At 62.0% G+C, this 21652-nt stretch carries 18 protein-coding genes; 13 read left to right on the forward strand and 5 right to left on the reverse strand.

Annotated features, from left to right (window positions below; translation table 11 throughout):
- Nucleotides 1-4 precede the first annotated feature (4 nt).
- From NCT04_RS15525 to NCT04_RS15550, 6 genes are all read left to right on the forward strand, one after another.
- Nucleotides 5-1918, forward strand: a complete 1914-nt coding sequence (locus NCT04_RS15525; protein WP_250466429.1) for a (Fe-S)-binding protein — start codon at nt 5-7, stop codon at nt 1916-1918.
- A gap of 4 nt (nt 1919-1922) precedes the next feature.
- A complete protein-coding gene (locus NCT04_RS15530; RefSeq protein ID WP_250466430.1) occupies nt 1923-3083 on the forward strand; it encodes an electron transfer flavoprotein subunit alpha/FixB family protein in 1161 nt (386 codons plus the stop codon).
- The gene (locus NCT04_RS15535; protein ID WP_250466431.1) at nt 3080-3838 is read left to right on the forward strand and encodes an adenine nucleotide alpha hydrolase family protein; all 759 of its coding nucleotides are present in this window, start codon (nt 3080-3082) and stop codon (nt 3836-3838) included. The genes NCT04_RS15530 and NCT04_RS15535 overlap by 4 nt, the downstream gene beginning before the upstream one ends.
- Nucleotides 3839-3911: 73 nt before the next feature.
- Nucleotides 3912-5207 (forward strand): aromatic ring-hydroxylating oxygenase subunit alpha, encoded by a 1296-nt coding sequence (locus NCT04_RS15540; RefSeq protein WP_250466432.1) that lies wholly within the window; start codon nt 3912-3914, stop codon nt 5205-5207.
- Nucleotides 5208-5227: 20 nt separating this feature from the next.
- A complete protein-coding gene (locus NCT04_RS15545; RefSeq protein WP_404989431.1) occupies nt 5228-6430 on the forward strand; it encodes an FAD-binding oxidoreductase in 1203 nt (400 codons plus the stop codon).
- A gap of 107 nt (nt 6431-6537) precedes the next feature.
- A complete protein-coding gene (locus tag NCT04_RS15550; protein WP_244829046.1) occupies nt 6538-7392 on the forward strand; it encodes a glycine betaine ABC transporter substrate-binding protein in 855 nt (284 codons plus the stop codon).
- A 58-nt stretch (nt 7393-7450) separates the two neighbouring features.
- Here NCT04_RS15550 and purU read toward each other — a convergent pair whose 3' ends face one another.
- On the reverse strand, nt 7451-8326 hold the full coding sequence (purU, locus tag NCT04_RS15555) for a formyltetrahydrofolate deformylase (RefSeq protein ID WP_250466433.1): 876 nt from the start codon (nt 8324-8326) through the stop codon (nt 7451-7453).
- 120 nt (nt 8327-8446) lie between these two features.
- The gene (locus NCT04_RS15560; RefSeq protein ID WP_250466434.1) at nt 8447-9355 is read right to left on the reverse strand and encodes a choline sulfate utilization transcriptional regulator; all 909 of its coding nucleotides are present in this window, start codon (nt 9353-9355) and stop codon (nt 8447-8449) included.
- Between the two features lie 129 nt (nt 9356-9484).
- On the opposite strand from NCT04_RS15560, the gene betC reads away from it, so the two are divergent.
- Together betC and NCT04_RS15570 are read left to right on the forward strand one after the other, a co-directional pair.
- Entirely contained in the window at nt 9485-11020 is a 1536-nt protein-coding gene (gene betC, locus NCT04_RS15565) for a choline-sulfatase (RefSeq protein WP_250466435.1), read from the forward strand.
- A gap of 42 nt (nt 11021-11062) precedes the next feature.
- A complete protein-coding gene (locus tag NCT04_RS15570; RefSeq protein WP_250466436.1) occupies nt 11063-12010 on the forward strand; it encodes a choline ABC transporter substrate-binding protein in 948 nt (315 codons plus the stop codon).
- A 10-nt stretch (nt 12011-12020) separates the two neighbouring features.
- Here NCT04_RS15570 and NCT04_RS15575 read toward each other — a convergent pair whose 3' ends face one another.
- On the reverse strand, nt 12021-13337 hold the full coding sequence (locus tag NCT04_RS15575; protein ID WP_250466437.1) for a glycosyltransferase family protein: 1317 nt from the start codon (nt 13335-13337) through the stop codon (nt 12021-12023).
- A 322-nt stretch (nt 13338-13659) separates the two neighbouring features.
- On the opposite strand from NCT04_RS15575, the gene NCT04_RS15580 reads away from it, so the two are divergent.
- Nucleotides 13660-14844, forward strand: a complete 1185-nt coding sequence (locus tag NCT04_RS15580) for a porin (RefSeq protein ID WP_250466438.1) — start codon at nt 13660-13662, stop codon at nt 14842-14844.
- An 11-nt stretch (nt 14845-14855) separates the two neighbouring features.
- Here NCT04_RS15580 and NCT04_RS15585 read toward each other — a convergent pair whose 3' ends face one another.
- Entirely contained in the window at nt 14856-15821 is a 966-nt protein-coding gene (locus NCT04_RS15585; protein ID WP_250466439.1) for a GlxA family transcriptional regulator, read from the reverse strand.
- Between the two features lie 222 nt (nt 15822-16043).
- On the opposite strand from NCT04_RS15585, the gene NCT04_RS15590 reads away from it, so the two are divergent.
- The 4 genes from NCT04_RS15590 to NCT04_RS15605 are packed head-to-tail and all read left to right on the forward strand — an operon-like array spanning nt 16044 to nt 19436.
- The gene (locus tag NCT04_RS15590; RefSeq protein ID WP_250466440.1) at nt 16044-17003 is read left to right on the forward strand and encodes a choline ABC transporter substrate-binding protein; all 960 of its coding nucleotides are present in this window, start codon (nt 16044-16046) and stop codon (nt 17001-17003) included.
- A gap of 23 nt (nt 17004-17026) precedes the next feature.
- Nucleotides 17027-17956 carry a 3-dehydrocarnitine:acetyl-CoA trimethylamine transferase CdhC gene (gene cdhC, locus NCT04_RS15595; RefSeq protein WP_244829055.1) on the forward strand — a complete coding sequence of 310 codons (930 nt, stop codon included), beginning with the start codon at nt 17027-17029 and terminating at the stop codon, nt 17954-17956.
- A 30-nt stretch (nt 17957-17986) separates the two neighbouring features.
- A complete protein-coding gene (locus tag NCT04_RS15600) occupies nt 17987-18934 on the forward strand; it encodes an L-carnitine dehydrogenase (protein ID WP_250466441.1) in 948 nt (315 codons plus the stop codon).
- Between the two features lie 13 nt (nt 18935-18947).
- A complete protein-coding gene (locus NCT04_RS15605; protein WP_250466442.1) occupies nt 18948-19436 on the forward strand; it encodes a thioesterase family protein in 489 nt (162 codons plus the stop codon).
- Here NCT04_RS15605 and NCT04_RS15610 read toward each other — a convergent pair.
- Entirely contained in the window at nt 19376-21640 is a 2265-nt protein-coding gene (locus NCT04_RS15610) for a heavy metal translocating P-type ATPase (protein WP_250466443.1), read from the reverse strand. The two genes, NCT04_RS15605 and NCT04_RS15610, sit on opposite strands and share 61 nt — an antisense overlap.
- Between the last annotated feature and the right edge of the window lie 12 nt (nt 21641-21652).

A 21652-nucleotide genomic window follows, 5' to 3' on the forward strand; every position in this document is an offset into this window, starting at 1 on the left:
GACGATGAACCCCGTGTTTGTCATCACCGTCTTGCTGTGGGTATCGGTGGCGGGTCTCGCCTTCGCCGTGATGAAGCGCGCGGCCTATTGGCGAGAAGGACGCGCCACGACTGCCGGTGCTTATGGCTGGGCTAACCTGCTGACCATCCCGAAGCGTTACTTCGTGGATTTGCATCATGTGGTCGCGCGTGATCCGTATATCGCGAAGACGCACGTTGCAACCGCTGGCGGCGCCATTCTCGCGATGGCGCTCGTATTCCTCAACTACGGCCTCGCCATCTATTCGCCGTGGCTCGACAAGCTGATCTTCCTCGCGGCTATCGTCATGCTGGTGGGCGCGGTGTTCGTGTACCGTCGCAGACACGGCGCGAAGGAAGTGCCCGCGCGTTTGTCACGCGGACCGTGGGACAGCCTGCCTTTGCTGCTCGGTTCATTCGCGCTTGGTCTTGCATTGTTCATGCTGTTGCCGGCTTCGTGGATGTCGGGTGCACTCGCGATCATCGTTGCATTGCTGATCGCGGCGGGCGCATACACGATGACCTTCGGCGCAGCGCAAGGCGGCCCGATGAAGCATGCGATGGCGGGCTTGCTGCATCTCGCGTTTCATCCGCGTCAGGAGCGCTTTGCAGCGAAAAACGAGCACGATGTCGTGCCGCCCACCGCGCTCAAAGTGCCCGTACTCGATGCGCAGGAATATGGCGTGAGCAAGCCCATCGAGTTTCGCTGGAACCAGTTGCTGAGTTTCGATGCCTGCGTGCAATGCGGCAAATGCGAAGCGGCGTGCCCCGCGTTCGCATCGGGACAACCGCTCAATCCGAAGAAGCTGATTCAGGATCTCGTCGTCGGCATGGTCGGCGGTTCGGATGCGCTCTACGCCGGCAGCCCGACCCCCGGCATTCCGGTCGGCAGGCATTCGGGCGCACCGGGCAAGCCGCTCATCTCCACGATGATCGAAGCCGATACCATCTGGTCCTGCACCACGTGCCGCGCCTGCGTGCAAGAGTGCCCGATGCTGATCGAACACGTCGATGCCATCGTCGATATGCGCCGCAATCAGACGCTCGTGGAAGGCAACGTCCCGGGGAAGGGTCCGATCACGCTTGCGAATCTGCGTGAAACGGGCAGCGCGAACGGGTTTGACATCGGCGCGCGTTACGACTGGTCGGTGGATCTGCAAGTGCAGGTCGCGCAACCGGGTCGTCCCGTCGATGTCTTGTTGATCGCGGGCGAAGGCGCGTTCGACATGCGTTATCAACGCACGCTGCGTGCGTTGGCGAAGGTGCTGAACAAGGCAGGCTTGGATTACGCGGTGCTCGGCGGCGTTGAAACGGACACCGGCGATACGGCGCGTCGTCTCGGCGACGAAGCCACCTTTCAGGCATGTGCGAAGAAGCTCATAGGCACACTTTCGCAGTATTCGTTCCGGCGCATCGTGACGGCGGACCCGCATGTGCTGCATAGCTTGCGCAACGAGTATCGCGCGCTTGGCGGCTTCTATGAAGTGCAGCATCACACGGCGTTGATGGCTGAACTCGTCGCGAACGGCAAGCTCTCGCCGAAGGCCGCGACCGTGCTCGCCGACAAGAAGATCACGTATCACGATCCGTGCTATCTCGGCCGCTATAACGGCGAGACCGAAGCGCCGCGCAAGCTGCTGAAGTCCATCGGCGTCAAGGTGGTGGAAATGGAGCGTAACGGCATGCGCGGACGGTGCTGCGGCGGTGGCGGCGGCGCGCCCCTGACCGACATTCCCGGCAAGCAGCGCATTCCCGATATCCGCATTGCCGATGCCCGCACGATAGGCGCGGAAGTGGTCGCCGTGGGTTGCCCGAATTGCACCGCGATGCTCGAAGGCGTGGTCGGCGCGCGTCCCGAAGTGCTCGACGTGGCGGAGCTGGTCGCCGCGGCGCTGGAGTAACACGATGAACGACAACATCAAACGAATCGATCCGCGCAGGCCGTTTATCGTCACGAGCGCGGGGCTCAAGCGCATCACGCTCGGCGAGATCGGCAGCGGCGCGCTGCTTGACTTCGTAGCAACACACCATGATGCAGCGAAGCCGCGCCGCACGGCGAAAGCGTCGCGTCGCGCGGTGCTGGTGGCGGCGCATACGGATCGCGGCGCGCTCGACGATCACGGCCGTCAGGCACTGGCCGCCGCCGCCTTGCTCGCGGACGATGAAACCGAAGTCGTGTTGATCGCGTTCGGCGCGTTCAGTGACGATGCGGCGTCGCTCGGCGCGGATCGTTATATCGAGCTGCCCGGCTTCGATCGCCGCCATTTCGCACCGGATGAAGAACTGCGCGCGCTCGCTGCCTGCGTCGCGGCGTTCACGCCCGTGCATGTCTTCATGCCCGACAACGCAACCGGCGACGGCGATCTCGGCCGGCGTTACGCGGCGCGCGCCGGTGCGAGTATCGCCACACACGTGGTGGAACTCGACCTTCAGCACGTCGCTGCGTATGCACATGCTGGCCGCGCGGTGGCATTGCGTGCGCTACCCGATGTGATCTTGCTCGCACCGAATGCGGTCGATGCCAAGCTGCCTTACGTCGGCGCAGGCGCGCGCGTGAATAGCGAAGACGTCGTGCCCGCGACGATGCCGAGCGCGTATGTCGATCTCGGCATCGAGGAAATGGACGCGGCCCAAGTCGCGCTCGAAGAAGCGGACTTCATCATCTCGGCGGGCAACGGCGTGACGGACGTGCCCGCATTCGAAGCGTTGGCAAGCACCTTGGGCGCGGCTATCGGCGCGAGCCGGGTGGCTGTCGACGACGGCAAGTTCTCGCGCGACAAGCAGATCGGCGCCACGGGCAAGACGGTGGAAGCTAGCGTGTATATCGCGTTCGGCATCTCGGGCGCGGTGCAGCACCTGCAAGGCATCAAGGATTGCCGGCATGTCATCGCGGTCAATCTCGATGCGAGCGCGCCCATTGCCAAGCGTGCGGATCTGACCATCGTCGCGGATACGCAAGAGACCATCAAGGCGCTGACGGACGCGGCGTCGGCCGCGCGTGCATCGCGTACCAATGGCAGCCCGATCCTGCAGACGGCGACGCTTGCCGAAGGAGCGTACGCATGAAAATAGCCGTTCTCGTTTCTACTGGCCGGCATCCTATTAGCGGCACGGCGCGTTATAGCCGCAACGACGCGGCCGCGCTCGCCCTCGGTATCGACATTGCAAAGGAACACGGCGCGCAACTCGATGTGCTGCATGCAGGCGACCCCGCCAATCCCGCGCTTGCCGAATATCTCGCACTGGGCGCGCCGCGCGTCGAAGTGCTCAACACACCGGGCGATGCCTGCGCGGCACTCGCGCAACGTCTCGCGGGTTATCGACTCGTCTTGACCGGCACGCGTGCCGAAGGCGCGTTCGATAGCGGCACGTTGCCGTATCGGCTTGCCGATGCGTTGAACGTCGCGCTAGTCGGCTCGGCTGTCGATATCGACGTGACGAACGAAGGCGTCGAAGTGCGCCAGTTCATGCCGAAGGGCTTGCGTCGTCGTGTGCGCGTGCAGTTGCCCGCGCTCATCGCCGTGCATCCGCTCGCCAACGCGACACCGCGCTACGCGTATGCGCGTATGCGCGAAGGACGCGTCGCACCGGTTGCAGCGGCCGCGCCTGTCGATCCGGAAGCGAGCGCATGGAGCGTCGGCCCCGTGAGCGCGAAGCCCAAGCGCCTCGCCGCGCCCGAAAAGCGCACCGGCCATGCCCGCATGCTTTCCGCGACCACGACCGAAAGCCGTGGCGGAAGCGTCGTAATTGAAGGGAGTTCCGTCGAAAAAGCACAAGTGATCCTGGCGTATTTGCGCGAGCATCAACTGGTGGATTATTAAGTTCAAAGCGCAGCAAGCCCGCATTTCAGGGGTGTTGGCGGGGCACCAGACGTGACGCACAACGGAGCACACGATGAAAGTTTCGGCAGACGTTCGCGCAATGATCGAACGCCGCAAAAAGGGCCACACGCTCGAAGCGCCGTTCTACACGAGCGACGAGATTCACGCGCTCGACCTGGACGCGATTTTCCGGCAGCACTGGATTCAGGTTGCGATCGAGCCGGACGTGCCGGAGCCGGGCGACTATACGACCGTCGATATCGGCAACGATTCGATCCTGATCGTGCGCGACGACGACATGCAGATTCGCGCGTTCCACAACGTCTGCCGTCATCGCGGCGCGCGTCTTTGCAATCAGGAGAAAGGCTCGCTCGGCAATATCGTGTGCCCGTATCACAGCTGGACCTATAACCTCAACGGCGACCTCATGTTCGCCGAACACATGGGCGAACAGTTCGACCGCTGCAAACATAGCCTCAAGAAGGTTCATGTGCAGAACCTCGCGGGCCTGATCTTCATCTGTCTCGCCGATGAACCGCCCGCCGATTTCTCCGTGCTGCGCGAGTCGATGGAGCCGTATCTTTTGCCGCACGGTCTCGCCGATTGCAAGATCGCGGCGAGCATCGACATCGTGGAAAAGGGCAACTGGAAGCTCACGATGGAGAACAACCGCGAGTGCTATCACTGCGTGGCAAACCATCCCGAGTTGACCATTTCGCTCTATGAATACGGCTTCGGTTATCAACGCACCCCTGCGAACGAGGACGGCATGGCCGCGTTCGAACGCACGGTGAGCGAACGCACGAAGCAATGGGAAGCGATGAACCTGCCTTCCGCCGAGATCGAACGTCTGGCGGATCTCGTCACCGGTTTTCGCACGCAACGTCTGCCACTCGACCGCGATGGCGAATCGCAGACGCTCGACGCGAAGGTGGCATCGAAGAAGCTGCTTGGCGGCTTCGAGCGCGCGGACCTGGGCGGCTTGTCGTTCTGGACGCAACCGAATTCGTGGCATCACTTCATGAGCGATCACATCGTCACGTTCAGCGTGATTCCGCTGTCCGCGGGCGAAACGCTCGTGCGCACCAAGTGGCTCGTGCATAAGGACGCGCGCGAAGGTATCGATTACGACGTCGACAATCTCACCGCCGTGTGGCGCGCAACGAACGAACAGGACCGCACGTTGGTCGAGTATTCGCAGCTGGGTGCAACGAGCAGCGCTTACGAGCCGGGCCCGTATTCGCCGTTCACCGAAGGGCTCGTGGAGAAGTTCTGCGAGTGGTATATCGGCCGCCTCGATAACTATGCGAACACGCCCGACAAGGACGTGGTCACGCATGGCGAGAAAGTCGTTTCCTTCATGCGCTAAGCGCGTTCGAGAGGCAAAACATGATGCGCGATCAGGCCACGTTCGAGCCGACTGCAAGCCGTGTCACCCAGCCGCGGTTCTGGGGGGCGCTGCCCGCGCGCTGGAATAGCGATACCGACGACACACTCGTCTGCTGTCACGTCCGGCAGGAAACGCACGACGTGAAGAGTTTTTTCTTCAAGGCGCCGAGCGAACGCAGCTTCGTGTTCGAACCGGGGCAGTTCATTACACTGGAACTCGATATCGACGGCGAGCAGATCAATCGCTGCTATACGATTTCCTCTTCGCCCACGCGGCCGCACACCATTTCGATCACGGTCAAGCGTGTACCGGGCGGAAAGGTTTCGAACTGGCTGCATGACAACGTAATTGCGGGATCGCGCGTGCGTGTGCTCGGACCTTCGGGCGAGTTCACCTGTGCGCGGCATCCGGCGCGCAAGTTCCTGTTTCTTTCGGCGGGGTCGGGTATCACGCCGCTCATGTCGATGAGCCGCGCGCATCACGAACTCGGCGAGGACGCGGATATCGTTTTCGTGCACAGCGCGCGCACACCCGACGACATCATCTTCTCGCGCGAGCTGGATCTCATTGCATCGAATCAGACGAACTTTCGCACGGCCTTCGTTTGCGAGCGCGTGGGCACGCGCACGAACTGGGCCGGTGTGACGGGCTTTCTCAGCTTGCCGCTTCTGAAGCTGATTGCACCGGACTATCTAGAACGCGAGATCTTCACGTGCGGTCCCGCGCCTTATATGAAGGCGGTCCGCGATCTTCTCGACGAAGGCGGTTTCGATCGCAAGCATTATCACGAAGAGAGCTTCTCGTTCGAGACCATTGCGGAGGTCGCATCGCAGTTGACGACCGCGCACGTGGCCGACGCCATCGCCACACAGACCGATTTCGTGGAAGCGCGTGAAGAGGCAGTCGGCTTTGCGCCTCGACCAGCGGCGCCTGTCGATACGACATACAAAGTCAGCTTCGCCAAGATCCGGCGCGACATCGAATGCGGTAGCAACGAGAACGTGCTCGATGCCGCGAAGAAAGCCGGGGTGCGTTTACCCTCATCGTGCACGCAAGGCATGTGCGGCACATGCAAGGTCAAGCTCGTATCGGGCGAAGTGAGCATGAAGCACGCAGGCGGCATTCGTCAGCGCGAAATCGATCAGGGCATGGTGCTGTTGTGCTGCAGCAAGCCTTTGAGCGACCTCGTGGTGGACAAATAAAACTCGGCGTCGCTTCTGGACAACTGAGTGTCGGAAAAGTGCGTTACTGGCCAATTCTGGCTGGTGATTCTGGACGCTACGGCGTGGGGCCGCAAAGGGGAAATCAAATGAAAGCGATGAGAAGACTGTTCGTGCTGAGCGCCATGGCTGCGGCACTGGCCACGAGCATGGGCGCAAACGCCGAAGATAAACCGACCATCAAGATTGGCTACGTCGAAGGCTGGGACGACAGCGTGGCGACGTCGAACGTGGCGGCGCGCATCATCGAAAAGAAGCTGGGCTATCAGGTGCAACTCGTGCCGGTGGCGGCAGGCGTAATGTGGCAGGGCGTGGCGCGCGGCGATCTGGATGCGACGCTGTCCGCGTGGCTGCCGGTGACGCACGGTGCGTATTGGAACAACTTCAAGACGAAGGTCGTCGACCTCGGACCCAACTTCAATGATGCGAAGATTGGTCTGATCGTTCCTGAAAACGTCGATGCCAACAGCCTGACCGACCTCGAAGCGAAGAAGGCCGAATTCGATTCGCGCATCGTCGGTATCGATGCGGGCGCGGGCGTGATGCAAAAGACGAGCGAAGCCATCAAGGCTTATAACCTCGACTACAGGCTGATGCCGAGTTCGGGCAGCGCGATGACCGCTGAACTTGCGCGTTCGGAAGCGGCGAAGAAGCCGATCATCGTGACCGGCTGGAAGCCGCACTGGATGTTCGCGAAGTACAAGCTGAAATTCCTCGAAGATCCGAAGAAGGTCTTCGGCGAAGCGGAACACGTCGATAGCGTGGTGAATCCGGAACTCGAAAAGAAGGCTCCGCCGGTCGTGGCCTTCCTGAAGAAATTCCAGTGGAAGCCGGGTGAAATCGACAGCGTGATGCTCGCGACGCAAAACGGTGAGAAGCCGCAAGCCGCCGCCGATGCATGGATCGGCGCGCATGGCGATCGCGTGGACAGCTGGGTGAAGTAAGTCTCAGCGCCTGGATCAAGAAGGGGTGCCGCGAATCCGCGGCACCCCTTTTTTGTGCTTACCGTAGAACGACAGTGCGTTCGCCGTTGATGAACACGCGCCGTTCCGTGAACGCCTTGATGGCGCGCGCAAGCGTGATGCATTCGACATCGCGTCCCGTTGCAAGCAGGCGCTCGGGGCTATAGGAGTGATCCACGCGCTCCACTTCCTGTTCGATGATCGGGCCTTCGTCGAGATCGTCGGTGACGAAGTGCGCAGTGGCGCCAATCAGTTTTACGCCGCGCGTATGCGCCTGGTGATAGGGCTTCGCGCCCTTGAAGCCAGGCAAGAACGAATGGTGGATGTTGATCGCGCGGCCCTTGAGTTTGCGGCTCGTATCGCCGGAAAGAATCTGCATGTAGCGCGCGAGAATCATCAGTTCCGCACCGGATGTCTCGAAGAGATCGAGCAGACGCGCTTCCTGCTGCGCCTTGGTATCGGCCGCGATCGGCAGATGATGAAAGCGCAGACCGTGTTGTTCTGCAAGCGGCGCCAGGTCCGGATGATTCGACGCAATGCCGACGATATCCATCTTCAGTTCGCCCATGCGCCAGCGGAACAGCAGGTCCGCGAGGCAGTGTTCGAGCTTCGACACCATGATGAGCACCTTGGGCCGCGCGTTGAGATCGTGCATCGACCAGTTCATCGAGAAGCGTTGGGCGATGGGTTCAAACTCGCGCTGCAGCATCGGCAGATCGAGCGTGTCGTCTCGGCTTGCGCCATGAAACACGCAGCGCACGAAGAAGCGTTCGCTCAGGTCGTCGTCGAACACGGTGAGTTCGTCGATATAACCATGATGGCGTTCGAGAAAGCCGACGATGGCGGCGACTTGCCCCGCCGCGCTCGGACACGCAACGGTCAGCACCAGTTGATTGGGACGGGTTTCAGCGGACATGCACGCTCCACATTCGATAAAGGTCGCCACGCCGCTCGTGCGGCGAACGTTATCGCTAGTAGAGCAAATGCACGGGCACGACGGATAGAAGCGAAGCGCCGTCGCGCTGGTATGCAAGCGTCAGGCGATCACGTCGCATTCATCGAGCAGCCAGTTGCTGAACGCGCGCACGACGGCAGACGGCTCGCGTTGCGTGACGAGCACGTAGCCGCGATCGGTGACGAGCGGGGTATCGTCGAGCGCGATGAGATGACCTTTGGCGATGAGGTCATCGACGAGCGGCGCCCAGCCAAGCGCGACACCCTGGCCCATCACGGCCGCATGCGTGACGAGCGCGTAACTGTTGAAGGTGAAGCCGCCTTGCGCCGGCGGCGCGCTCAGCCCATGCGCCTCGAACCAGCCGGCCCATGAAAGCCAGCGTTCGGGCAACGTAGCCTGCAAATGCAAGAGCGGCAAGTCGAGCAGATCGGCCGCCCTCGACGGCTTGTTGCGTGCCACGAGCGCCGGGCTGCATACCGGCACGACGCTTTCAGGAAAGAGCCGGATGGCGTGCGGCGAACTCCACTGCGCGCGCGAGCTGCCGAATGCGATCACCACGTCCGCCGGTTCGCCGTCGGCATCCGATACATTTTGCGAGGTGACGATCTTCACATCGACATCGGGCATCAGCGCCTTGAATTGCGGCAGGCGCGGCATGAGCCAGTAAGTCGCGAAGCCGAAATCGGTCAACAGCGTGAGCGTGCGCTGAGCGTTACGCGCGCGAATCTCGCCGGTAGCCGTGCGGATGATATCGAGGCCTTGACGGACCGCTTCGAAGAGACGCGCGCCGTCTTCAGTCAAGGTGACGCCCCGGTGCCCGCGCTCGAAAAGCGGCACGCCGAGCGCTTCTTCGAGTTGCACCACGCGCTGGCTCACGGCGGGCTGTGTCGAGCCGAGTTCACGCGCGGCGGCAGTGAAGCTCGCGAGACGCGCGGCGGACTCGAACATCGAGAGCGCCTGCATGGGCGGTAGACGGTCCTGGCGCGGCATAAATCCCCCTTATGGGCGCATAACGATTTGCTCTCTTCACAGCGGCCATTTGAACGGCAATAGTCACATGAAGCGAACCTGCATCGCCATGCGCGTGTCCGCTGTCGATTCTATTCGAGGTATGCATTCATGCTTGAGACAAAACAAAATATCCTTATTCTCATGGCCGATCAGCTCACGCCGTTCGTGCTTGCGGCATACGGCAACGGAGTGACGAAGACGCCGTGCATCGACGCGCTCGCGCGTGAAGGCGTGGTGTTCGAATCGGCCTACTGCGCGAGTCCGCTCTGCGCGCCGTCACGCTTTTCGCTGCTCGCGGGTAAGCTGCCTTCGCAAATCGGCGCTTATGACAACGCGGCCGAGTTCCCTTCGGAGACGCTCACGTTCGCGCACTACTTGCGCGCCGAGGGATATCGCACGATTCTTTCCGGCAAGATGCATTTCTGCGGCGCGGACCAGTTGCACGGGTTCGAAGAGCGGCTGACGACCGACATCTATCCCGCCGATTTCGGCTGGACGCCCGACTGGGAGAATTTCGAGGCGCGTCCCTCGTGGTATCACAACATGAGTTCCGTGATCGACGCAGGTCCGTGCGTGCGCACGAATCAACTCGACTTCGACGACGAAGTGACCTTCACCACGCGTCAGAAGCTGTTCGATATCGCGCGCGAGCGCAATGCGGGCAAAGACGTACGACCGTTCATGATGGTCGCGTCGCTGACGCATCCGCATGACCCGTATGCCATTCCGAAAAAATACTGGGACCTGTATGGCGATGACGACATCGACATGCCTTCGTATCGCGATTCGCTCGAAGCCAGCGATCCGCATTCGCAGCGCCTGCGTCATGTCTGCGAGACGGATCGCACGCCGCCAACCGAGAGACAGATTCGCAATGCTCGCCGTGCGTATTACGGCGCGGTGTCGTACGTGGACGATCAATTCGCATCGATACTCGAAGCGCTGGAACAGGCGGGTCTCGCAAATGACACAACCATCGTCGTGACGTCGGATCACGGCGAGATGCTCGGCGAGCGCGGCCTCTGGTACAAGATGACGTTTTTCGAGGGCGGCTGCCGTGTGCCCTTGATCGTGCATGCGCCGAAGCGTTTCGATGCGCATCGCGTGAGCGCTTCGGTATCGCATCTCGATGTGTTGCCCACGCTCGTCGAACTTGCGCGCGGCGATGCGCCTTCAGCGTGGCCGGATAGCATCGACGGGCAAAGCCTCGTGCCACATCTCGCGGGCGCGGACGGCCATGACGAAGCCATCGGCGAGTTCCTCGCGGAAGGTGCAATCGCGCCTATCGTGATGATCCGGCGGGGGCGCTACAAGTTCATCCATACGAGTGTCGATCCCGATCAACTCTACGATGTCGCCGCCGATCCCCTCGAACGCAATAACCTCGCGAGCGATGCGCGGCACGCGTCGCAGGTCACCGCGTTCCGCGATGAGATCGCGCGACGCTGGGACCTGGAAGCGCTGCATCGCGATGTGCTCAAGAGTCAGCGCCGCCGCCATTTCCATTTCGCCGCGACCACGCAAGGTGCGATCCAGTCGTGGGACTGGCAGCCGCATGTCGATGCGAGCCAGCGCTACATGCGCAATCACATTGACCTCGATACGCTCGAAGCCATGGCGCGCTTTCCAGCGGTCGAGCGCTAGTCCCGCGCTAGTCACCAGCAACTCCAACGACAGGAACGCCCCATGAAAAAGCCCTTGTTTCATGCGCTCATTGTTGCCGCGCTCGTCGCCGTGGTCTCGCCCACATTCGCCGCCGATCCCTCGACCTGCACGCAGGTGCGCATGGCAGGTCCGGGATGGACCGACATCGACGCCACCAATGCGATGAGCGGCGTCATTCTGAAAGCGCTCGGCTACAGGCAGAACGTGGCGAACCTGTCTGTGCCGATCACGTATCAAGGCCTCAAGAACGGCCAGATCGACGTGTTCCTTGGCAACTGGATGCCGGCGCAGGCGCCGCTCGTGAAGCCGTTCATCGACGACAAATCGGTGCAGGTGTTGCGCGCCAATCTATCCAACGCGAAGTTCACGTTGGCCGTGCCCGACTATGTCGCCGCAGCCGGCGTGCATTCGTTCGCCGATCTCGCGAAGAACGCCGACAAGTTCGATGACCGCGTCTACGGTATCGAGCCGGGCGCGCCCGCGAATCAGAACATCAAACGCATGATCGACGACAAAGCCTTTGGGCTGGGCGGATGGAAGCTCGTGGAATCGAGCGAGACGGGCATGCTCACGCAAGTGGATCGCGCGGTGCGGGACAAGAAGTGGATCGTGTTTCTGGGCTGGGAGCCGCATCTCATGAACACCAAGTTCAAGCTCGCCTACCTCGATGGCGGGGATCGATACTTCGGCCCGAACTTCGGCGGCGCGACGGTCAACACGGTGGCTCGTAACGGCTACGAGCAGCAATGCCCGAACGTCGGCCGCCTGTTCAAGCAGATGGCGTTCAACGTAGATCTGGAAAACGGCGTGATAACCGACGTGCTGGAGAAGAAGACGCGCGTCGATACAGCCGCCACGGACGCATTGAAACGGCATCCGGAACTGCTGAAGACGTGGCTCGATGGTGTGACGACTGCGAGCGGCGGGAACGGCCTGGAAGCCGTTCAGACCGCGCTCGGGGTGAAGTGATCGAAAACGATCAGTTGAGTTGCAAGCTGACGCGTTCCTGCTGCGACATCAGCATGGCGCGCATGGGCGACTGGATGGCGAGGAAGTGGACCATCAGGCTGGAAGGCTGCTGAAAATACCACGGCGTATTGATGCCGATGCAGTCCAGTCCGTCCTCGAGCGCCCAGTCGAGACGTTCGCGCAAGAGGTTTGCAATGATCGTCTGATCGCCGCCGTTCGCATACGTGCTCGACTTGTCGGGCGCGGCGCTCACGGCGCGATAGATCTCTTCGACGAACTCGACATTGTGGTCCGTGCGTTTGAAACCGAGCACGCCTGCATTGATGATCCAAGGACCGATGTCGTGCGCGGCGAGAAGATCGCGATTCGCGAAGAGCGGTTCTAGCGGCTTGGATTGATCGACGAAAAGAATGTCGGCATCGACCCACATGACCCATTCGTGATGCGGCAGATATTTGCGCAGGAACCACGGCTTGAGCCAGGTGCCCGTCGTGCCTGGTTCCACCTCGGCGGGCGTATCGCGATAGACGTAGAGCGTGTAGCCGTGACGCTCGCAATAACGCTTGAAGTTCAATTCGGCGATTGCGCCGTACTCGCGCACGTTAGCCGTGTAGTAGGTCACGAGCGCGATGGGCTGGCCGGGGTTGTAGACGCTGAAGGGTTCGGCGGGCACATTCGCATGGGCTGAAAAATCGAGCAGGCGGGCGCCTTTTTGCTGGCAATCGTTGATGTGCTCGGCGAGCGCGTTGCGAAAGCTCGGATGAATGTAGCCGTACATCTTCTCTTCGTCCATCACGATGGTCCACAGATTCGAATACGTAGCCCAGACAGGCGTGAAGCGTGGATTGCAGAACATGGCGCACGTGACACCACCGCGCTCGCCCATCGGTTCGATGACGTCGAGCGGGGCGAGCAAGGTTTCTTCGTCATCGGTTGCGCCGCCGATCTTGCATTCGCCGATGCAACGAACGATGAAGTTGCGAATGTCCTTCGTGTTACGCCAGACCTGCACGGCGGCCTGATGACTGCCCGTGTTGCCGTTGAGCGAAGGAAGCAGATGTTGCCTTCCTTCGGCCATGGGTTCGACGGGATACATGTTCAGCACGAGGCAGTCTTCGCTGAAGCAGACGAGCAAAGCCATTTCAGGCATCTGCCGCAAGTGATGCAGCACGAGTTCGTACTTGAGAAGCGTTCGTTGGGCTTTGCCCTGCATACCCGCCATGGAAACAGCGGTGTGCTCATAGCCCATGCGAGAGCTGTAGTGCTTGTGATTGGCAAGAACGTGAGGGGCGTCGACGTGGAAGATGCTCAGGCAGCGAGTGGTCATGTTCGATCAGTGGTTGATGCAGATGTTGCGATGTAGCGCTTTTTTACAGATTCAGAAGTATGGGTAGGAGCAGAGGAATCCGATATCGGGCATGTCCGAAATAGAAGGGCTGCAAATGAGCGCGAGTCGCAACTGGACATGTTTGCGTCGCACCGGGTCGAGCCGTGGCTTATATGTGGCCTTACTTTTACGACGTTGGCGCACGCACGCCGATGCATCGAAATGCAGCGTTTCAGCGGCAGTCTTTAGCACTTTCAGCAGGACACGACGAACGATCAGCAACCTTCAACGACACGACAACCCACAAGAAGAGGAGCAGCAGATGAGAAGAGGACATGCCGCACGAAGCGTTTCGAGACTCGCCCGCGGCCGTCGTTCCAGTCTTGCGGGACTCGCGCTCGCGGCGAGCGCGGCAGGCGCGCCGGCCCTATCGCACGCGCAGAGCAGCGTGACGCTCTACGGCATTCTCGACGCAGGCATCACCTATGTGAACAACACCGGTGGCTCGCATGTCGTGAAGTTCGACGATGGCGTGTCCTACGGCAACCGCATCGGCTTTCGTGGCGCGGAAGATTTGGGCGGCGGACTGCAGGCGATCTTCGCGCTGGAATCGGGCTTCCGCCTCGGGACCGGGCGCTATGCATTCGGCGGCGCGGAGTTTGGACGGCAAGCCTATGTGGGCCTCAAGAACCCGTGGGGGCAAATCTCGTTCGGTAATCAGCTCGATATGACCGAGGAGATGGTCTACCTCTACAACATCTCGGCATGGGGAAGCGGCTATGCCATCCACCAGGGCGACTTCGACCGGATGAACGGCGACCGCTTGCCGAACTCGGTCAAGTTCCTCTCGAACAATATCGCGGGCTTCACCTTCGGCGGCATGTATTCGTTCGGCAATAACGCGGGCGACTTTCATCGCAACAGCGCGTGGAGCGTGGGCGCGCACTATGCGGCCAACACCTTCAACGTGGGCGCGGCTTATACGCAATTGAACAACCCGTTCGGCATTTACGCGTTCGATCCCTACGCGATGATCGGCGCGCGCACGTTCTTGGGCCAGCCGACGGTATCGGTCGATCCGGCCACGGGCGCAGTCACGGACCTCTACAGCACGAATTCGTTTCCCGTCGATAAACAAGGCGCCTTTGCAGTCGGCGGCGCGTGGACGCTCGGCGACCTGATGCTCTCGGGCAACTTCACGTACACGACCATCAAGGGCCTCGGCGTGACCTCGCATATGCAAGTCTACGAAGGCGGCGCGTCGTATTCGTTCAGGCCGGATCTCGCGCTTTACGGCGGTTATCAGCACACGCGCTTCGAAGGCAATCACTGGAACCAGGGTTCGCTCGGACTGCACTATCTGCTTTCGAAGCGTACCGACGTCTATGTATCCGGCGATTATCTGCGTGCGTCGGGTCCGATCGATGCCGTCATCGGTTATAGCTTCACGCCGTCGACTTCGAATACGCAGTCGGATGTGCGCATCGGCATGCGGCACTCGTTCTAGCGAGACGAAGATCATGCGGCGGCAGGCACGGCGCGCAACGCGCTGCGGTCCTGCCGCGGACTCGCATTGAAGCGCGCGCGATACGTCCGCGAAAAGTGCGACGGCGATTCGAATCCGCACGCGACACACACGGCGAGTATCGACATATCGGTTTGCTGCAGTAGTTCGCGTGCGCGCGTGAGACGCAGCCCGAGATAAAAATGCGTCGGCGTGTCCTTTAGCGCGGTGCAGAACAGGCGTTCGAGCTGACGTCGCGTGACGCCGATGGATTGCGCGAGCTCATCGGGCGAGAGCGGCTCTTCCATATGCTGCTCCATCACGCCGATCACCTGAATCAACTTGCGATTGTGAATGCCATAGCGCGCCGCGATCTTCATGCGCTGATGGTCCGAGCGCTGCCTGATGCGCCCCAGCACGAACTGCTCCGACACTTGCGCCGCGAGTTCCGCGCCATGATCGCGCGCGATCAGGTCCAGCATGAGGTCGATGGACGCAGTGCCGCCCGCGCACGTAATGCGCCGCGTATCGATCTCGAACAACTCCTGGCTCGTTTCTATCGCGGGATAGCGCTCGGCGAAGGCCGCCGCCGCTTCCCAGTGCAACGTCGCGCGCTTGTCCGCGAGCAGGCCGGCTTCGGCGAGTATGAAGCTGCCCGTATCGATGCCGCCAAGCGTCGCGCCCGCGCGATCCAGCCGCTTCAACCACTCGCCGATGCCGCGTGTATAGCGCGCGAGCGGCTCGAATCCCGATACGACGAACACGGTATCCGCATGTGTCACGCTGTCGAACGCGCTTTCCGCATTCAGCGAGATGCCGTTGCTCGCGACCACCGGCCCGCCATCGGGCGACAGGATATGCCAGCGATACAACTCGCCGCTGAAGCGATTTGCAACCCGCAAGGGCTCGATCGCCGACATGAAGCCAATGGACGAGAACTCGGGCAGCAGCAGGAAGTGGAAGTCTTGGGGAACGGGCATCGAATGGCGTGTGGCGCTTTGGATGAACGCTCCACGCTAGCAAGCACAAAAAGCCCGCGCAATCCGGCGTGGCCCGTATTCGCAGGCCTTTCTTCTAGCACGTCGCATGCGGTCAAGTCGCGGTCGCAAGCGGTCGTTCGTTCGCCTTTATGCGGCGTTACTTTTGATGCACGCCGGCACGACGAACCGGCATCCAATGAACCCTCACCGGAACAGCACGCCATGAGACATCGCCTGGTTTCGAAACTGCTCCTGACTGGCGCCTGTGCCGCGACCGCACTGACTCACGGCGCCTTCGCGCTTGCCGCCGATGATGCGAGCTGCCGCAACGTGCGCTTCGTGGATATCGGCTGGACCGACATCACGTCGACGACCGCGCTCGCTTCCGTCGTCTTCGAAGGGCTCGGTTATGCGCCGAAGACCACGGTCGCCTCCGTGCCCATTTCGCTCGCGGGTCTGAAGAGCAAGCAGATCGACGTGTCGCTCGGCTACTGGTGGCCGGTGCAGGAAAAGGCGGTCGAGCCGTTCCTCGAATCGAAGAGCATTCAGAAGCTCGATCCGCCGAATCTCTCTGGCGCGAAGGCCACGCTTGCCGTGCCGAGCTATGCGTATGACGCGGGCATCAAGTCGTTCGCGGATATCGCCAAGCATCGCGATGAGCTCGACGGCAAGATCTACGGCATCGAACCGGGCAGCAGCGCAAACGCCAAGATTCAGAAGATGATCGACACGAATCAGTTCGGGCTCGGCGGATTCAAGCTCGTGCAATCGAGCGAGGCGGGCATGCTGGTGACGGTGGAACGCGCCATTCGCGACAAGAAGCCGGTCGTGTTTCTTGGCTGGGAGCCTCATCCCATGAACATTCAGATGAAGATCGACTATCTCGCTGGCGGCGATGAAGTCTTCGGCCCCAACTATGGCGAAGCGCGCGTCTACACGCTCACGAATACCGACTTCCTCACACGCTGCCCGAACGCCGGCAAGTTCGTATCGAACCTCAAGTTCAATACCGATCTCGAAAACCGTCTCATGGAACCGGTGATGAACAAGGAACGCCCCGCCGAAGCGGCAAAGGCGTATCTCAAGAAGAATCCGCAGGTGCTCGATTCATGGCTTGCGGGCGTGAAGACCGTCGATGGCAAGGATGGTCTGCCAGCGGTGAAGCAATACCTCGGACTTTGAACTGAATAAGGACAAGCGCCACCATGAACCATGACGTGATCGTGACCTGCGCGGTAACGGGAGCAGGCGACACAACGGCCAGACATCCGGCAATACCCGTCACGCCCAGGCAGATTGCCGAAGCGGCTATCGAGGCCGCGCGTGCGGGCGCGACCGTGGCGCATTGCCATGTGCGCGATCCGCAAACCGGGCGCGGCAGCCGCGACCCGGCGCTGTATCGCGAAGTGGTGGATCGCATTCGTTCATCGGATGTCGATGTCATCATCAACTTGACGGCGGGCATGGGCGGCGATCTGGAAATCGGCGCGGGCGAAGAGCCGATGCGCTTCGGCAAGGGCACCGATCTCGTCGGCGGTCTCACGCGTCTTGCGCATGTCGAGGAACTGCTGCCGGAAATCTGCACGCTCGATTGCGGCACCCTCAATTTCGGCGATGGCGACTACATCTACGTCTCGACGCCCGCGCAACTCCGAGCCGGGGCAAAGCGAATCCAGCAGCTTGGCGTGAAGCCGGAACTCGAGATTTTCGATACCGGTCATCTCTGGTTCGCGAATCAGTTGCTGAAGGAAGGCCTGCTCGATGCGCCGCCGCTTTTTCAGCTTTGCATGGGCATTCCTTGGGGCGCGCCGCCCGACACGGGCACCATGAAGGCCATGGTCGATAACCTGCCGCCTGGCGCGCATTGGGCGGGCTTCGGTATCGGCCGCATGCAGATGCCGATGGTCGCGCAAGCCATGCTACTCGGCGGTCATGTGCGCGTGGGTCTCGAAGACAATCTGTGGCTCGATCGCGGCGTGCATGCGAGCAACGGTTCGCTCGTGCAGCGCGCGGTGGAGATCATCGAACGTCTTGGCGGACGCGCGCTCACGCCGGCGGAAGGGCGTCGCAAGCTCGGTTTGCCGGCGCGCGGCGAACGCTTGCTGGAGCGTCGCGCGCTCGGGCAGTTGGCATAGGTTCAGGATCACTACATTCGGATGGACGATATGCAAGTCAGGCAATTCGCCGCGCTCGGCGCGGGTGTGATCGGCAGCGGCTGGGTGGCGCGCGCGCTTGCGCATGGGCTAGATGTCACCGCGTGGGACCCGGCGCCTGGCGCTCAAGCGCAGTTACGCGCGAACGTCGCCAATGCGTGGCCGGCGCTGGAACGCGTGGGACTGGCGAAAGGCGCGTCGCAGGATCGCCTGCGCGTGGTGGAAACTGTCGAGGAGTGCGTCGCCGATGCGGATTTCATTCAGGAGAGCGCGCCCGAACGCGAGGAACTGAAGCTCGCGCTGCACGAACGCGTGAGCCGCGCGGCGAAGGCCGATGCGATTATCGCGTCATCCACTTCGGGCCTTCTGCCCAGCGATTTTTACACACGCGCCGTGCATCCCGAGCGCTGCGTGGTCGGGCATCCGTTCAATCCGGTTTATCTTCTGCCGCTCGTCGAAGTGCTTGGCGGCGAGTTGACTTCCGGCGACGCGATCGATACCGCGATGAGCTTCTACGCATCCATCGGCATGAGGCCGCTTCGCGTAAAGAAGGAAGTGCCGGGCTTTATCGCGGACAGATTGCTCGAAGCGTTGTGGCGCGAGGCGTTGCATTTGGTGAACGAAGGCGTGGCGACGACCGGCGAGATCGACGATGCAATTCGGTACGGCGCGGGCATTCGCTGGTCGTTCATGGGCACGTTCCTGACCTATACGTTGGCGGGCGGCGAGGCGGGCATGCGACACTTCATGCAGCAATTCGGCCCCGCGCTCGAATTGCCGTGGACGAAGCTCGTCGCGCCGACGCTCACCGATGAACTCATCGACCGCGTGGTGGACGGCACGTCGCGGCAGACGAACGGACGCGGCATCAAGGAACTGGAGCGGTATCGCGACGACTGCATCACGAGCGTGATCGAGGCGATTGCGCAGGCGAAGGCACGGCACGGTATCGAAGACTAACGGGGCGAGATTCATGAGCACGATTTATCGCGACACCGTGAAGGCCGAATGGGTCGATTACAACGGCCATCTGCGTGACGCGTACTACATGCTGATCTATAGCCTCGCGACCGATGCGTTCATGGACGGCATCGGTCTGGACGACGCGGGCAGACGCGCGCGGCAGCGCACGCTCTACACGCTCGAAGCCCATGTGAGCTATCTGCGCGAGATCAAGGAAGGCGCGGCGGTGCGAGTGGACGCGTGGGTTGTCGCGCGCGACAAGAAGCGCGTGCATCTTTATCTGGAGATGTTCGAAGCGGACGAGGCGGAGCCGGTATCGGCGTGCGAGCAGATGATGATGCACATCGATTCGAGCGGCGCGCCGAAGTCGGCTTCGTTCGATGAAGACGTGGCGCGAAGTATCGATATGCACGCGGTGATTGCCCCGTGCGATGCGCGTTATGCGGGGCGGGTGATTGGTTTGCCCGCGCGTTCCGCTGGCACCTCGGTTCCCGCCTGAGCACGCCAGCGCCGCAACAACAACGCGTTCGCCACCACGCTCACGCTCGAAAACGCCATCGCCGCGCCGGCGAACATCGGGTCGAGCATGCCGAATGCGGCAAGCGGAATGCCGATCAGGTTGTACACAAACGCCCAGAAAAGATTCTGCTGAATCTTGCGATACGTCCGGCGCGAAATGTCGATGGCATCCGCCACGAGCGCCGGGTCGCCACGCATGAGCGTGATGCCCGCCGCTTCGATCGCCACGTCCGTGCCGCTGCCCATCGCGATGCCGACGTCGGCGGCGACGAGCGCGGGCGCGTCGTTGATGCCGTCGCCCGCCATCGCCACGATGCCGTGGTTCGATGCCTTCAATTCCGCGATCACGCGCGCCTTGTCCGCGGGCAAGGTCTGCGAGAAAACCAGCGCCGACGGAATGCCCAGCGCGCGCGCAACCGCCTGCGCGCTACCCGCGTTATCGCCCGTAACGAGCGCGGCCTTCACGCCCAGTTGCGCGAGTCTTTCGATGGCGGCGCGCGCCGTCGGCTTGATCGTGTCGCCGAACGCGAGCAGGGCGAGGACGGTCGCCTTGCCGTCAGCGCGGTCCAGCAGCCATGACACCGTGTTGCCCTGCGCTTCGAGATTGCGCGCCTCGACGGCAAGCGCTTCGGGCAAGGCCGCATGCAATTCCTCGACCCAGCGCGCACTGCCTATCGCCACGTTGCGCGCGCCGATGAAAGCCTCCGCGCCGCGTCCGGCAATTGCTTTCGCCGACGTCGCCTCGTATCGCGCAATGTCCGGCGTGCTATCGGCGAAACCGACTACCGCTTTCGCCAATGGATGCTCGCTCATTCTTTGCACCGCCGCCGCCAGCGCGAGTGCTTCCGCGCGCTCGAATCCCGGCGCGGCTTCGAACGCGACGAGACTCGGTTGGCCGGCCGTCAGCGTGCCGGTCTTATCGAATGCAACGACGCTAATGGCATGCGCCTGTTCCAACGCCTCCGCGTCCTTGATCAGGATGCCGTGACGCGCCGCGACGCCCGTGCCGGCCATGATGGCGGTCGGCGTGGCGAGGCCGAGCGCGCACGGGCAGGCGATCACGAGCACGGCGACGGCGTTGAGCCAGGCGGTCTCGGCATCCGCGCCATGCAGAAGCCAGCCCGCCAGCGTGATGAGCGCAATTACCAAAATTGCCGGCACGAAAACGGCGGACACGCGATCGACCAGGCGCTGGATCGGCGCTTTTTCCGCTTGCGCCGATTCGACCAGCCGGATGATCCGCGCGAGCGTCGTTTCCGCGCCGATGGCCGTCGTTTCGATCGCGATCACGCCTTCGCCGTTGATCGATCCGCCCGTCGCGCGCGCGCCCGGCTCTTTCGCAACCGGCAGACTCTCGCCCGTGATCAGCGATTCGTCGACATGCGTGCGTCCCTCGCGCACGATGCCATCCACCGGCACGCGCTCGCCCGGCCGCACGATGGCGATGTCGCCCACGCGCACATCGGCGAGCGCAATCTCGCTTTCATGCGAAGGATTGGCGCGATCGCGCACGCGCGCCGTGGTCGGACGCAGCGCGTTCAGGGCGCGGATGGCGTCGGTGGTCTGGCGTTTGGCGCGCGTCTCCAGCCATTTGCCAAAGCGCACCAGCGTGATGACGACCGCCGATGCCTCGAAGAACAGATGCATCGGCATGCCGCCGTGCGCGAACATCTGATAGACACTCAGCGCCCACGCCGCCGATGTCCCCAGCGCCACGAGCAAATCCATGTTGCCCGCGAACGCCCGCAGCGCGCGATAACCGCCGACGTAGAAACGCGCGCCGAAGCCAAACTGGACGATGCTCGCGAGCGCCAGTTGCAGCCACGGCGAGAGCGCTGCGCCGAACATCGGCGCAAGCAAGGGCAGCGTGACGAGCGCGCTCGCGACCACCGCGACGAGTTCGGCATCGAGCGCTTGCGGCGTTTTCGCATCGACAGTCGGCGCGTCTGGCTCGACCTTCGCCGCTTCATAACCGGCTTTCGTAATGGCCGCGACCAGTTGTTGGTCGGTGACGGCATCGTTCGTATGGACGGTGGCTTTTTCGGTCGCGAGATTCACGGCGACCGATTCCACGCCCGGCACGCGTCCGAGCATTTTCTCGACGCGCACGACGCACGACGCGCACGTCATGCCGCTCACGGCGAATACCGCGGTTCTGGTTTGATTGACTGGTGCCGATGACATGATGAAACGCTC

The sequence above is a fragment of the Caballeronia sp. GAFFF2 genome, assembly GCF_023631485.1.
Taxonomy (GTDB): Bacteria; Pseudomonadota; Gammaproteobacteria; order Burkholderiales; family Burkholderiaceae; genus Caballeronia.